Raw genomic sequence first — 13,469 nt, forward strand, 5'->3', positions numbered from 1 at the left:
TAATATGAGATGACTGTTTTACTCCTATTTTTAATGAAAAATAACATCAATTAGTGGCGTTAATGAATGATATTGAGTGATTGCATGTCATTAAGAAGATGTTTTAAATATTTATGAAACTTTCTATTTTATATGTTTACAATGTCAAATTTTTAATCAATATGGAAGATTGTTATAATAAAGTTACACTTTAAGTGGTCTAAAACGGGGGGAGCAAAAAATGAAGTATAAAAGCGTATTTGATATTATAGGGCCAACAATGGTCGGTCCTTCATCATCACATACAGCAGGTGCAGTCAGAATCGGATTGGTTGCTAGAGATCTGTTTGGAAAACAACCGAATCGTGCTGATATCTATTTATATGGTTCTTTTATGGAAACGTACAAAGGACATGGTACAGACGTAGCATTGGTCGGCGGATTGTTAGGTTACGATACAGATGATGATCGAATTGAATCTAGTTTGGAAACCGCAGAATCACAAGGAATGCGGGTACATTTTATAGAAATGACTGAGGAACGTTCACACCCGAATACAGCGATTATAGATATGACAGATGGCGATAAAAATATATCTGTTGAAGGTGTTTCAATCGGTGGTGGCAAAATAGAAATTGTGGCGATTAATGGTTTTCCACTTGCGATTAGTGGTAATTATCCAACCTTACTCGTCTTCCACCAAGACACATTCGGTACAATAGGTAAAGTAGCTAATATTTTAGGTGATTACAGCATTAATGTTGGGAGTATGCAAGTCGCGCGTAAAGAAAAAGGCGACGAAGCATTAATGACCTGTGAATTAGATGATGATATTAGTGAAGATGTTTTAGGTTTGATTAGAAAAGTACCTGGTGTTGTGACAGTATCGTTAATGGGGGATGCGTAAAATGGAAAGCATTAAAATGTTTAAGAGTGTGAAAGAATTAATTGCGAAATGTGAAGCTGAAAATAAAGCGATATATGAAGTGATGCTCGAACAAGAGATGGCTGTTACAGGTTTGTCTGCTGAAGCTGTTTATACACAGATGAATCATAACTTAGAAACAATGGAAAAAGCATTAGAAGAAGGACTTGCTGGCGTCACATCTAAAACAGGGCTAACAGGTGGCGATGCTGTTTTAATGAAAGCGTATATTGAAAAAGGCCAAATCCTTGCTGGAGATCTCGTTTTAGATGCTGTGAGTAAAGCAGTGGCAACAAATGAAGTCAATGCAGCAATGGGGAAAATCTGTGCGACACCAACTGCTGGTTCAGCAGGTGTTGTACCTGGCGTTTTATTTTCACTAAAAAATCGATTACAATTAAGTCGACAAGATATGCTGAATTTTTTACTTACATCAGGCGCGTTTGGTTTCGTTGTAGCAAATAATGCCTCTATCTCAGGGGCGGCAGGCGGATGCCAAGCTGAAGTGGGTTCAGCAAGTGCGATGGCAGCTGCTGCTATTGTAGAAGCGGCAGGTGGTACGCCACAACAATCCGCAGAAGGATTTGCAATTTGTCTTAAAAATATGCTCGGCTTAGTTTGTGACCCGGTCGCAGGTTTAGTGGAAGTCCCTTGTGTTAAAAGAAATGCTGCAGGTGCGTCAAATGCGATTGTTTCTGCTGACATGGCTTTAGCGGGGATTGAATCTCGTATTCCTACCGACGAAGTGATTGATGCGATGTACAAAATTGGACAAACGATGCCTTCTGCGTTACGTGAAACGGGCCGTGGTGGCTTGGCAGGTACACCGACCGGTCAACGATTAAAACAACAAATTTTTGGTGATTAAATATGACAAACATCAATCTTATCAATAATCCTTATAGTTTAAAGGAAATTAAAGGCTTAGGTCCAAAGCGACTCGCCGTTTTAAATGAAATGAATATTGATACCATTCAAGATCTTGTGCTTTATTTGCCAACGCGTTATGAAGATAATACGTTGGTAGATATCACAACTGCGGAAGATGAAGCCAATGTGACAGTTCGAGGAGAAGTTTATTCGACTCCAACTGTCGCTTTTTTTGGACGTAACCGCTCTAAGTTAACTGTGCATGTAATGGTAAATGGCGTTGCAGTGAAAGCGATATATTTTAATCAGCCCTATTTGAAGAATAAAATCCAATTACATGAAACAGTCATTATAAAAGGGAAATGGTCACGACGAAAGCAAGAAATAAATGGAAACAAAATGTTTTTTAGTGCTGATTCCCTTTCCGATGCCCAGTACACCCCCATCTATCGTGTAAAGGAAGGGATTAAACAAAAACAACTTAGAGATATGATACGAGAAACATTAAATCATATTACGATTGAAGAATGGTTACCTGAAGCGTTGCGTACTAAATATAAATTAGAAACATTGAGCGATACATTGCACGCTTTACATGAAGCGAAAGATCAACAGTCTCTCATTAAAGCGAGACGAACGTTTGCATTTACAGAATTTTTTATGTTTGAATTACGGATGCAATGGTTGAACAGAATTGAAAAATCATCTGATGAAGCGATTGAAGTGGATCATGATTTGCAACGAGTCAAAGCTTTTATTCAAACGTTGCCATTTGAATTAACAGAAGGTCAAAAGCAGAGTGTGAATGAAATCTTTAGAGATTTGAAAGCGCCGATACGGATGCATCGTTTGTTACAAGGAGATGTTGGGTCAGGTAAAACGGTTGTAGCGGCGATTTGTATGTATGCGATGAAGACTGCAGGTTTTCAATCTGCTTTAATGGTACCGACAGAAATTCTTGCAGAACAACATGCTGATAGCCTTGCACAACTATTTGGGCCGCATATGAATGTGGCACTTCTGACAGGTTCGGTCAAAGGGAAAAGACGAAAATTACTTTTAGAACAGTTGGAAAACGGAGAGATAGATTGTGTAGTAGGAACACATGCATTAATTCAAGATGACGTTAATTTTAAAGATGTGGGCTTAGTAATTACAGACGAACAACACCGCTTTGGCGTTCAACAAAGACAGAAGCTGCGTGAAAAAGGGGCTTTGTCCAATGTATTATTTATGACAGCTACCCCTATACCTAGGACGTTGGCAATTTCAGTTTTTGGTGAAATGGATGTTTCATCAATAAAAAGTCTACCTAAAGGACGCAAGCCTATTCAAACGCATTGGATCAAACATGAAAGATACGATCTAGCCATTGAAAAAATGAATAATGAGTTGAAAAAGGGACGCCAAGCTTATGTCATTTCACCATTAATAGAAAGCTCTGAGCATTTGGAAGATGTGCAAAATGCAATTGCTTTATATGAAAATCTGCAAGTTGCCTTGCCAAATCAGCGGATTGGACTGTTACACGGAAGAATGACTTCGGATGAGAAAGATCAAGTGATGCATCAGTTTAGTGCTCATGAACTTGATGTGCTTGTTGCAACAACTGTTGTCGAAGTAGGGGTCAATGTGCCTAACGCAACATTTATGATGATATATGATGCAGACCGCTTCGGATTATCTACTTTACACCAACTTCGTGGACGGGTCGGTCGAAGTGACCATCAAAGTTATTGTGTGCTGATTGCTTCTCCTAAAACCGAGACCGGTATCGAACGGATGCAAATTATGACGCAGACCACGGATGGATTCGAACTGAGTGAGAGAGATTTAGAAATGCGTGGACCGGGAGATTTTTTTGGTGTGAAACAAAGTGGCTTGCCTGACTTTTTAGTCGGAAATCTTGTTGAAGATTATCGAATGCTAGAAGTTGCAAGGGATGAGGCTGCACAACTCATTCAATCAGGTGACTTTTTCACGCCAGCATACGAACGTTTGCGCACATTTATTGAAGATAAAATACTCTATCAAAGTTTTGATTAATGATGACACTCAAAAAATAAGAGAGAAAATCGCTGTGTCATCACACTTTACAAGCATATTAAATTGTTTTGAAACTAAGGTTGAACGTGTTAAAATAATGTGGAGTCAATTGAGACTTGGTACTAAATTTTGGGTGGCGATGATGTGAAAAAGACTAAGGATGAGAGACGCGCGCTAATTGAAACAACCATCCAACAAAATCCGTTCATTACGGATCAAGCATTAAGCGAGATGTTTGAAGTGAGTATACAAACGATTCGTCTTGATCGTAGTCAACTTAAAATACCAGAACTACGTGAACGTGTGAAAAGTGTCGCAAAAGATCAATACCAAAATATTAGTGCTTTGGAGGATCAAGACATTATCGGTGATATCGTTTCGCTTGAACCGAATCATTATGGGAAATCTATTTTGACAATCACCAAAAAGGACGTTTTTTCTAGAAATGAAATCGCGCGTGGACATGTTTTGTTTGCACAAGCGAATTCTTTATGTGTCGCAATGGTTAAACATATCGCTGTATTAACAAAAGAAAGTCATATTCACTTTGTAAAACCTGTTCATTTAGGTGATGTTGTCATGGCAACAGCAGAGGTTCAATTTCATGATGACAAATATTATGAAATGAGTGTCACTTCTTATGTTGAAAAAGAAAGAGTCTTTGAAGGAATATTTAAAATGTATTACATAAGTGAGGATGAATAAGATGGTAAAATTAGCTGTAGATATGATGGGTGGCGACGATGCACCGAATATCGTTCTCGAAGGTGTTGAAAAAGCAGTTAATGATTTTGAGGACTTGGAAATAATTTTATTTGGGGATGAAAAGCAATGTCATATTCAGCATCCTAGAGTAGAAGTCAGACATACGACTGAAGAAATTACGATGGAAGATGAACCTGTTCGCGCAATTAAGCGTAAAAAAGACAGTTCAATGGTACGTATGGCAGAAGCGGTAAAAAATGGTGAGGCAGATGCATGTGTATCAGCTGGGAATACGGGTGCACTCATGTCGGCAGGACTATTTATCGTAGGCCGCTTACCGGGTGTTGCACGTCCAGCACTAGTGGTAACATTACCAACAGTAAAGGGTAAAGGTGTTGTCCTCTTAGATGTAGGCGCAAATGCTGACGCAAAGGCCGAACATTTATATCAAAATGCTGTGCTCGGACATATTTATGCACAAAAGCTAAGAGGTATTGAAACGCCTAAAGTTGCGTTGTTAAATATCGGTACCGAAGCTAAAAAAGGAAACAGCTTAACAAAAGAAGCTTTTAACTTAATGTCAAAAACTGAACAGTTTCAATTTGTTGGTAATATTGAAGCGAAGTCTATCATGGAAGACGAAGCAGATGTCATAGTGACAGACGGTTATACAGGTAATATGATTTTGAAAAATTTAGAAGGTATTGCCAAATCGTTTGGAAAAATCATTAAAAATGATTTATTACATAGTGTGAAAAATAAACTGGCAGCTTTAATGATGAAAAAAGATATTAAGCATATTTCGAAACAATTAGATTACACTGAGTATGGCGGCTCGGTGCTACTTGGGCTTGATGGAATTGTAGTAAAAGCACATGGAAGTTCAAATGCCAAAGCTTTTTATTCAGCGATTCGCCAAGCAAAAATTGCAGCGGATACGCGCATTGTTGAAAACATGAGAGAAAAGGTGGCTGAATAAAGTGGGTAAAACAGTTTTAATGTTTCCGGGACAAGGTGCCCAAAAAGTCGGAATGGCACAAGATTTGTATCAACAAGATCAAGCTGCAACACATATTCTTGATGAAGCACAATCACAAATGCCTTTTGATTTATTAGAAACGATGTTTGAGGATCCGGAAGGGATTTTAGGTCAAACTGAAAATACACAACCTGCGCTTCTTACGCACAGTATGGCGCTTTATGCGGCTATGGGACAACCTAAAAGTGACTTTACATTAGGTCATAGTCTCGGTGAATATGCGAGTTTAGTGATGAGCGGTGTTTTAAAATTTGAAGATGCCGTTCAAATCGTTCGTAAACGTGGGGAACTCATGGCACAAGCTTTTCCTAAAGGCGTCGGAAGTATGGCAGCCGTATTAGGTCTCTCTTTGGATGAAGTGAAAGCGATTTGTGATCAAATTTCAACGGAACAGTACGTCGTTGAACCTGCGAATATCAATTGTCCTGGTCAAATTGTTGTTTCAGGTCATAAAGAAGCCATCGATTGTTTTGTGGCTGATGGTAAAAGTTTAGGTGCTAAACGTGTTTTACCGTTAGATGTTTCAGGACCATTTCATTCGTCGATGATGCAAGTCATTGAATCAGAATTTACAACTTATATTAATCAGTTTGAATGGCACTCAGCGACAACACCAGTCGTTCAAAATGTGAATGCATCCGCTGAAGTAGATGCGACACAAATCAAGCAAAATATGATTAAACAGTTATATGTCCCTGTTCAATTTATTGATTCTGTAGAATGGTTAATCGAACAAGGTGTAGACCACTTTATAGAAGTAGGTCCAGGCAAAGTTCTATCCGGTTTAGTTAAAAAGATTAACAGAAATGTAAAAATAACTTCGATCCAAACACTCGAAGATGTAAAGGAATGGAAAGCAGATGAGTAAAGTAGCATTAGTCACAGGCGCTTCTCGCGGTATCGGCCGTAGTATTGCATTGCAGTTAGCAGAAGAAGGTTATCATGTTGTCGTTAACTATGCAGGCAATCAAGAAAAAGCAGAAGAAGTTGTTGAACAAATTAAACAAAAAGGCGTTGATGCAGTAGCCATTCAAGCTAATGTTTCAAACGGCGATGAAGTAAAAGCGATGATTAAAGAAGTCGTTAAAACATTTGGTTCAATCGATGTACTTGTAAACAATGCAGGGATTACAAGAGATAATCTATTGATGAGAATGAAAGAACGTGAATGGGACGAAGTCATTGATACAAACTTAAAAGGTGTCTTTAATTGTATTCAAAAAGTGACGCCACAAATGTTAAAACAACGCCATGGTCGCATTATCAACTTAACAAGTATCGTCGGTGCGGTAGGGAATCCTGGACAAATTAACTATGTTGCGTCTAAGGCGGGTGTCATTGGTATGACAAAAACAGCGGCAAGAGAACTTGCATCACGTAACATTACGGTTAATGCAGTAGCCCCTGGTTTTATTGTTTCTGACATGACAGATGCATTAAATGACGAGTTGAAAGAAACGATGAAATCACAAATTCCACTAGGTCGCTTTGGACAAGATACGGATATTGCGCATACAGTTGCATTTCTTGCTTCTGATAAAGCGGAATATATCACAGGTCAAACGATACATGTAAATGGTGGCATGCATATGGAATAAAGTTTGAGACATGACTTTGTTTCAGACTAAAAAAGTGTGAAATGATTGTAACAAATAAATGTGAAATAAATATTTTAATGCATATTAATCAAATATCGATTTCATATGATTTGAATCATGGTATAATAGTTCTCGTAAACGGATGAGTCTTCTCGGAAATGGGTTGTATTTAGGCCAATAAAATGGCAAAATATAACAGTCGAGTGTTTCAATTCGATACGAAGAATCATGCAAAGTGTTGAACTACAGCACAAGCTTTTAAAGGAGGTGAAGGGCTGTGGAAAACTTCGATAAAGTAAAAGACATCATTGTTGATCGTTTAGGCGTAGACGCTGATAAAGTAACTGAAGGTGCATCTTTCAAAGAAGATTTAGGTGCAGATTCACTTGATATTGCTGAATTAGTGATGGAATTAGAGGATGAATTTGGTACTGAAATTCCAGATGAAGAAGCGGAAAAAATCAACACAGTTGGAGACGCTGTTAATTACATTAATACACTTGAAAAATAATTGTTTTCATCTGAGTCGATGTTTCGGCTCAGATTTTTTACTAATCTGATAGGTTTCAAGTGTAACATCACGTATAATAGAAGAGCAATTGTGATTGAAGTGTCAATTGAATGATGAGTCCCACTTTTAGTGAACAACATGACAACATGTGATGTGCTCACTAAAAGTTTGGGAGCGTGTTCATATTCATATATCACCTCTTGGTACACTTGTGGTGAATGTTGTGTCGAACGGAAAAGACTGTGAAGACATCATCATGTACCTCAAAAACACTCAATACAAGGAGGTCAACTCATGGCGAAGGTGAGAAAGGAAGAACTAGTATTACAATTTGAAAAAAACTTTAAAAATAAAATGAAAGAACTTCATTTAACCTATCATGATATTTCGATATATCAACAGGCATTTTCTCATTCAAGTTTTATAAACGATTATAATATGGAACGAATCGAGCATAATGAGCGATTAGAATTTTTAGGGGATGCGGTATTAGAATTAACCGTCTCGCGTTATTTATTTGATGAATACCCGCATTTACCAGAAGGGGATTTAACAAAGATGAGGGCAACAATGGTTTGTGAACCTTCACTCGTCATTTTTGCACAGCAAATTGATCTGATGCCATTGATTTTGTTAGGAAAAGGCGAAGAAAAAACGGGTGGTCGAACTCGCCCTTCATTAGTGGCTGATGTGTTTGAAGCATTTGTCGGTGCAATATATTTGGATCAAGGGTTAGAAACGGTTTGGAAATTTGCAGAAGCTGTTATTTTTCCTCATGTAAAAGATCAGCAACATTTAGGCGTGATTGATTTCAAAACGAAATTGCAAGAGTATGTTCATCAGAATTATCTTGGCGTCATTACGTATCGTATCGCTAAAGAAGACGGGCCTGCGCATAATAAAACTTTTACCTCTGAAATTATAATCAATGGGAAGCCTGTATCTCAAGGTGAAGGACGTACTAAAAAAGAATCTGAACAAAAAGCAGCTGAACAGGCATATTTGCAAATGACACATAAGGAGTAGACAATGGTGTATTTAAAGTCAATTGATGCATATGGATTTAAATCATTTGCTGAGTCAACGCAGATTGAATTTGATGAAGGTGTAACTGCAATTGTAGGACCTAATGGGAGTGGTAAAAGTAATATTACCGATGCAATTAAATGGGTGCTCGGTGAACAATCTGCACGTGTATTGCGTGGGAGTAAGATGGAGGATATTATTTTCTCCGGTTCAAAACATCGTCATGCACAAAATTTTGCAGAGGTTCAGTTGAAATTAGATAACAGCAAAGGCATTTTGAATATCGATGCTGCAGAAGTTGTTGTAACAAGACGACTTTATCGTAATGGAGATAGCGCTTTTTATCTTAATAATGAAAGACAGCGTCTCAAAGATATTAGAGAGTTATTTTTAGATTCAGGTTTGGGAAAAGAAGCATTTAGCATTATTTCTCAAGGTAAAGTGGATGAGGTTTTGAATGCCAAACCGATTGATAGGCGTCAAATTATCGAAGAGTCAGCAGGCGTTCTAAAATATAAAAAGAGAAAAGAAGCCTCACTAGAAAAACTCGATGATACAGAAATCAATCTGACACGTGTTGAAGATATTTTGTATGACTTAGAAGGTAGAGTAGAACCTTTAAAAGAAGAAGCGTCAATCGCAAAAGAATATTTGCAACTCAGTCAAACATTAGAACAAAGTGATATTAGAGTCACTGTTCACGATATTCAGTCTTATCAAAAACAAATCGAAACGCATGATGCGACCTTAAATGAATTAAAGAGCACCCAAGCTAAAATCGCGCAAAAAAAATCTAAAATTACGCATATGATTCAGACCGCTAAAGGGAAGCGTTATGAAATCGATCAACAACTTGAAAAGGTTAACCAAAAATTGATTGAATCTACTGAGCAAGTTGAAAAGTTGTCGGGTCAATATCAATTGATTGAAGAAAGACAAAAGAATCAGTCTCAAGCCAACGCACGCATTGAAGAAGAACAAGCTGCGTTAGAGCGTCAACAGGCGCAACTTGAAAAAGATATGCAAGCAGTAGAAAGAACGATTTCAGATTTGAAAGAAAAACGTAAAACGCTTAATCATCATATCCAAAAGTTAGAGGACCAGTTATATCAATCGGATGAGTCCATTGAAGAAACATTAGAGCAAAGTAAAGATACTTACTATCAATTAATGACGGAACAAGCGGACGTTAATAATGATATTCGCTTTCTAACGCGTACGATTGATGAACATAAAGTGAAGCAATCTCGCCTAGATTCACGTTTGACTGAAGCTTATAATCAGCTAAAAGAGGCGCAACATCAAATTGAAACCATGAGTCAGCAACGTCATGACAAGCAACAACGAATGCAAGCGGTGCAGCAACAAAGTGAGCAATTCGAAAATGAATTAGCTCAAATTCAACAAAATCAAAAAGATGATGAATCAAGGTTGTATCAGGCTTATCGATATAATGATAAGCTAAAATCACGAATTGAAAGTATGAAAATACGTGAAGAAGATTTTAGCCATTTTTATCAAGGAGTTAAAGCAGTTTTACAAGCTAAAAATCAATTGACTGGCATCCATGGTGCTGTTGCCCAACAAATCAATGTTTCTAACGAATATACGACTGCCATTGAAACAGCTTTGGGCGCAACGACACAACATGTCATTGTTACTGATGAACGTGCCGCACGTGAAGCCATTAATTATTTAAAAACAAAAAGACTAGGTCGTGCTACATTTTTACCCTTATCTGTCATTAAAGGGAAAAAGCTTGATGTGTCACTCGTACGTATTGCGGAACAGCAAGCGGGATTTATTACTATTGCTAGTGATGCAGTGCAAGTTGACGCGCAGTATCGACATATCATCGACAATTTATTAGGTCGAACCTTGATTGTAGATACGTTAAAACATGCGAATGAAATTGCACGGGCAATTCAATATAAAACGCGTATCGTCACGTTAGAAGGCGAAATTGTTAATCCTGGTGGCTCTATGACAGGTGGTGGTACACAGCAACGCCAAACGATATTAGGGCAAAAAGATGAGCTGAACCGTTTGCAAGCACAACTCAAACAATATGTTGCACAAACACAGGCGCTCGAACAAGCTTGCCAAAAAAGAAAAAAAGAGCAAGATGATTTGAGTCAACGTTATGTAGAGGTACAACAACAATACAATCAGTTGAAACGCGAATTACATGATTTAGCATTAGCGATTGATCGCTATACTGAAATAGAGCAGCGTTTGAAAAATGAGCATGAAGAATTTGAATTTGAAAAAAATGACGGTTATCAAGCAGATAAAAGTGAAGCGACATTAGTTGCTAAGCAAAAGCGGAAAGATGAGATTGAAAAAGAACTCAATGCTTTAGATGCACAAATTAAAGCAATGACTGAAAAAAATAAAGAAGGTAAAGTACAGACGACACAACTTCAGCAACAATTGCATCAATACCAATCTGACTTAGCCGTTATTAAAGAACGTTTAACGACGCAGCAACAGCATCTCAAACGTTATAATAAAGAACAACATGACATCGACGCGCATCAGCAAAAATTACTTGATCAATTAGCAGTCATAAACTCTGATGAGGTGAATGACAGTTCGATTTTAGAAAATATTCAAGCGCAAATCACGCAAAAACAACAAGAAAAGCAAGCAGATTTAAATCAACAAAATGAGCTAAGACATACACGTCAAGATACAGAAGATTTAATAGAATCGAATGAAAAAGCATTAGAAGACACGCATCAAAACTTACTGGATATCGAGAGTCAATATCAAGACATTAAATCTGCCCAATCACGACTAGACGTACTCATTGATCATGCGTTAAAACATTTAGACGAAAAATATCACATGACTTATGAACATGCAGCCGCAACGTACCCAAGTCAACCTGAAGAGATTGAGGCATTACGTCAAAAAGTGAAATTAACACAAATGTCAATCGATGAACTGGGGCCAGTCAATCTGAATGCTATTGAACAATATGAAGAGGTCGAAGCGCGTTACACGTTCCTTTCTGAGCAAAGAAACGACTTACGTGATGCGAAATCAACGTTAGAGCAAATTATTCAAGAAATGGATGTCGAGGTTTCTGACCGTTTTAGTACAACATTTCATGCGATTCAAGACCATTTTGCTGAGGTGTTTAAGTCCTTGTTTGGCGGAGGACAAGCAGAATTAACTTTGACTGAAAAAGATTATTTAACTGCTGGCGTCGAAATCAAAGTCCAACCGCCAGGCAAAAAATTACAGCATCTCTCGCTTTTAAGTGGCGGTGAAAGAGCTCTAAGTGCAATTGCTTTATTATTTGCAATCTTGAAAGTTAGATCCGCGCCGTTTGTTATTCTTGATGAAGTCGAAGCGGCATTAGACGAAGCCAATGTGATGCGCTATGCATCGTATTTAAGAACGTTATCAAAGGAAACACAGTTTATCGTCATTACCCATCGTAAAGGCACAATGGAAATGTGTGACCGTCTTTACGGTGTGACGATGCAAGAAATGGGTGTTTCCCGTTTAGTCAGTGTGAATTTGAATACTATAGATGAAGTGATAAAGGAGGACTCAAAATAAATGAGCTTTTTTAAACGATTAAAAGATAAGTTTGCCAAACCCGAGCGAGAACAAGATGAACTGTTACAACAAGATGAGACAATGCAAGATGAAGCGGAGCGTAAAAAGTTAAATGAAGCAGACACTTCATTAAAGCCTCAAGACGATAGTTCGTCTATTGATGATGAGTTCGATGATGGGTTAATATCTATTGAAGAGTTTGAAGAGTTAGAATCTCAAAAAATTGGTGCGAAATTCCGTGAAGGTTTAGAAAAATCACGTGAAAACTTCCAAAATCAATTAAATAACTTATTAGCGCATTATCGAAAAGTGGATGAAGATTTCTTTGAAGCGTTGGAAGAAATGTTAATCCAAGCCGACGTTGGATTTAATACTGTGATGGAATTAGTTGATGAATTACGTTTAGAAGCTAAGCGACGTAATATTACAGAAACTGAAGATTTACGCGAAGCCATTGTAGAAAAGATTGTTGAAATATACCAACAAGATGACGATCAATCAGAAGTCATGAATATTGAAGATGGCCGTTTAAACGTGATTTTAATGGTCGGTGTCAATGGTGTAGGGAAAACGACAACGATTGGTAAGTTAGCACATCGTTATCAATTGCAAGGTAAAAAAGTCATGCTCGCAGCAGGTGATACTTTCCGTGCGGGTGCCATTCAACAGCTTGAAGTATGGGGTGAACGCGTGGGTGTTGACGTCGTTCGTCAAGGAGAAGGATCTGACCCTGCCGCTGTCATGTATGATGCCATTAACGCCGCTAAAAATAAAGGTGTCGATATTTTAATTTGTGATACAGCAGGTCGACTTCAAAATAAACAAAATTTAATGAATGAACTTGAAAAAGTTAAGCGTGTTATCTCACGTTCGATTCCTGAAGCACCCCATGAGGTTTTACTTTGCTTAGATGCAACAACAGGTCAAAATGCTTTAGCACAAGCTAAGGCGTTTAAAGAAGTTACAAATGTGACAGGTATCGTTTTAACGAAATTAGATGGTACAGCTAAAGGGGGTATTGTGTTAGCGATACGTAATGAATTGCAAATCCCAGTTAAATATGTAGGACTTGGTGAAAAAATGGATGATTTACAACCATTTAATGCTGAAAGTTACGTTTATGGTTTGTTTGCTGACATGATCGAACAAAATGTACCAGAATCTAATGATGATGATTCTAAGAATGAGGCATAGCCT

Annotated in this window: 11 protein-coding genes; all 11 read left to right on the plus strand. The window is 37.8% G+C overall.

Annotated elements, in window-relative coordinates; all coding sequences use genetic code 11:
* The first annotated feature begins 220 nt into the window (after positions 1 to 220).
* The 11 genes from sdaAB (at position 221) to ftsY (ending at position 13,466) form a co-directional block, all read left to right on the plus strand.
* Entirely contained in the window at positions 221 to 886 is a 666-nt protein-coding gene (gene sdaAB, locus HMPREF1208_RS03025) for an L-serine ammonia-lyase, iron-sulfur-dependent subunit beta (RefSeq protein ID WP_016424876.1), read from the plus strand.
* A gap of 16 nt (positions 887 to 902) precedes the next feature.
* Positions 903 to 1,772 (plus strand): L-serine ammonia-lyase, iron-sulfur-dependent, subunit alpha, encoded by an 870-nt coding sequence (gene sdaAA / locus HMPREF1208_RS03030; protein WP_037559235.1) that lies wholly within the window; start codon positions 903 to 905, stop codon positions 1,770 to 1,772.
* Between the two features lie 2 nt (positions 1,773 to 1,774).
* Positions 1,775 to 3,820 carry an ATP-dependent DNA helicase RecG gene (gene recG, locus HMPREF1208_RS03035; RefSeq protein ID WP_016424878.1) on the plus strand — a complete coding sequence of 682 codons (2,046 nt, stop codon included), beginning with the start codon at positions 1,775 to 1,777 and terminating at the stop codon, positions 3,818 to 3,820.
* Positions 3,821 to 3,964: 144 nt separating this feature from the next.
* Positions 3,965 to 4,525, plus strand: coding sequence for a transcription factor FapR (gene fapR, locus HMPREF1208_RS03040; protein WP_016424879.1), 561 nt, complete (start codon positions 3,965 to 3,967; stop codon positions 4,523 to 4,525).
* Position 4,526: 1 nt separating this feature from the next.
* Positions 4,527 to 5,504 carry a phosphate acyltransferase PlsX gene (plsX, locus tag HMPREF1208_RS03045; RefSeq protein ID WP_016424880.1) on the plus strand — a complete coding sequence of 326 codons (978 nt, stop codon included), beginning with the start codon at positions 4,527 to 4,529 and terminating at the stop codon, positions 5,502 to 5,504.
* A 1-nt stretch (position 5,505) separates the two neighbouring features.
* Positions 5,506 to 6,432 carry an ACP S-malonyltransferase gene (gene fabD / locus HMPREF1208_RS03050; protein WP_016424881.1) on the plus strand — a complete coding sequence of 309 codons (927 nt, stop codon included), beginning with the start codon at positions 5,506 to 5,508 and terminating at the stop codon, positions 6,430 to 6,432.
* Positions 6,425 to 7,162, plus strand: a complete 738-nt coding sequence (gene fabG, locus HMPREF1208_RS03055) for a 3-oxoacyl-[acyl-carrier-protein] reductase (RefSeq protein WP_016424882.1) — start codon at positions 6,425 to 6,427, stop codon at positions 7,160 to 7,162. Before fabD ends, fabG begins: the two co-directional genes overlap by 8 nt.
* Before the next feature lie 277 nt (positions 7,163 to 7,439).
* Complete coding sequence (locus tag HMPREF1208_RS03060; protein ID WP_016424883.1) at positions 7,440 to 7,673, plus strand: acyl carrier protein; 234 nt, start codon at positions 7,440 to 7,442, stop codon at positions 7,671 to 7,673.
* Positions 7,674 to 7,967: 294 nt separating this feature from the next.
* Positions 7,968 to 8,699: a ribonuclease III gene (gene rnc, locus HMPREF1208_RS03065; RefSeq protein ID WP_016424884.1), complete on the plus strand. Its 732-nt coding sequence runs from the start codon at positions 7,968 to 7,970 to the stop codon at positions 8,697 to 8,699.
* Positions 8,700 to 8,702: 3 nt separating this feature from the next.
* The gene (gene smc / locus HMPREF1208_RS03070) at positions 8,703 to 12,272 is read left to right on the plus strand and encodes a chromosome segregation protein SMC (protein WP_016424885.1); all 3,570 of its coding nucleotides are present in this window, start codon (positions 8,703 to 8,705) and stop codon (positions 12,270 to 12,272) included.
* On the plus strand, positions 12,273 to 13,466 hold the full coding sequence (ftsY, locus tag HMPREF1208_RS03075) for a signal recognition particle-docking protein FtsY (protein ID WP_016424886.1): 1,194 nt from the start codon (positions 12,273 to 12,275) through the stop codon (positions 13,464 to 13,466). It begins immediately after the preceding gene.
* Positions 13,467 to 13,469 lie beyond the last annotated feature (3 nt).

It is taken from the genome of Staphylococcus sp. HGB0015, assembly GCF_000411275.1.
Taxonomy (GTDB): domain Bacteria; phylum Bacillota; class Bacilli; order Staphylococcales; family Staphylococcaceae; genus Staphylococcus; species Staphylococcus schleiferi.

Bases quoted from the DNA above. Each gene is read 5' to 3' on its own strand.
- sdaAB (WP_016424876.1), top strand. From the start codon at position 221: ATGAAGTATAAAAGCGTATTTGATATTATAGGGCCAACAATGGTCGGT.
- sdaAA (WP_037559235.1), top strand. From the start codon at position 903: ATGTTTAAGAGTGTGAAAGAATTAATTGCGAAATGTGAAGCTGAAAAT.
- recG (WP_016424878.1), top strand. From the start codon at position 1,775: ATGACAAACATCAATCTTATCAATAATCCTTATAGTTTAAAGGAAATT.
- plsX (WP_016424880.1), top strand. From the start codon at position 4,527: ATGGTAAAATTAGCTGTAGATATGATGGGTGGCGACGATGCACCGAAT.
- fabG (WP_016424882.1), top strand. From the start codon at position 6,425: ATGAGTAAAGTAGCATTAGTCACAGGCGCTTCTCGCGGTATCGGCCGT.
- rnc (WP_016424884.1), top strand. From the start codon at position 7,968: ATGGCGAAGGTGAGAAAGGAAGAACTAGTATTACAATTTGAAAAAAAC.
- smc (WP_016424885.1), top strand. From the start codon at position 8,703: ATGGTGTATTTAAAGTCAATTGATGCATATGGATTTAAATCATTTGCT.
- ftsY (WP_016424886.1), top strand. From the start codon at position 12,273: ATGAGCTTTTTTAAACGATTAAAAGATAAGTTTGCCAAACCCGAGCGA.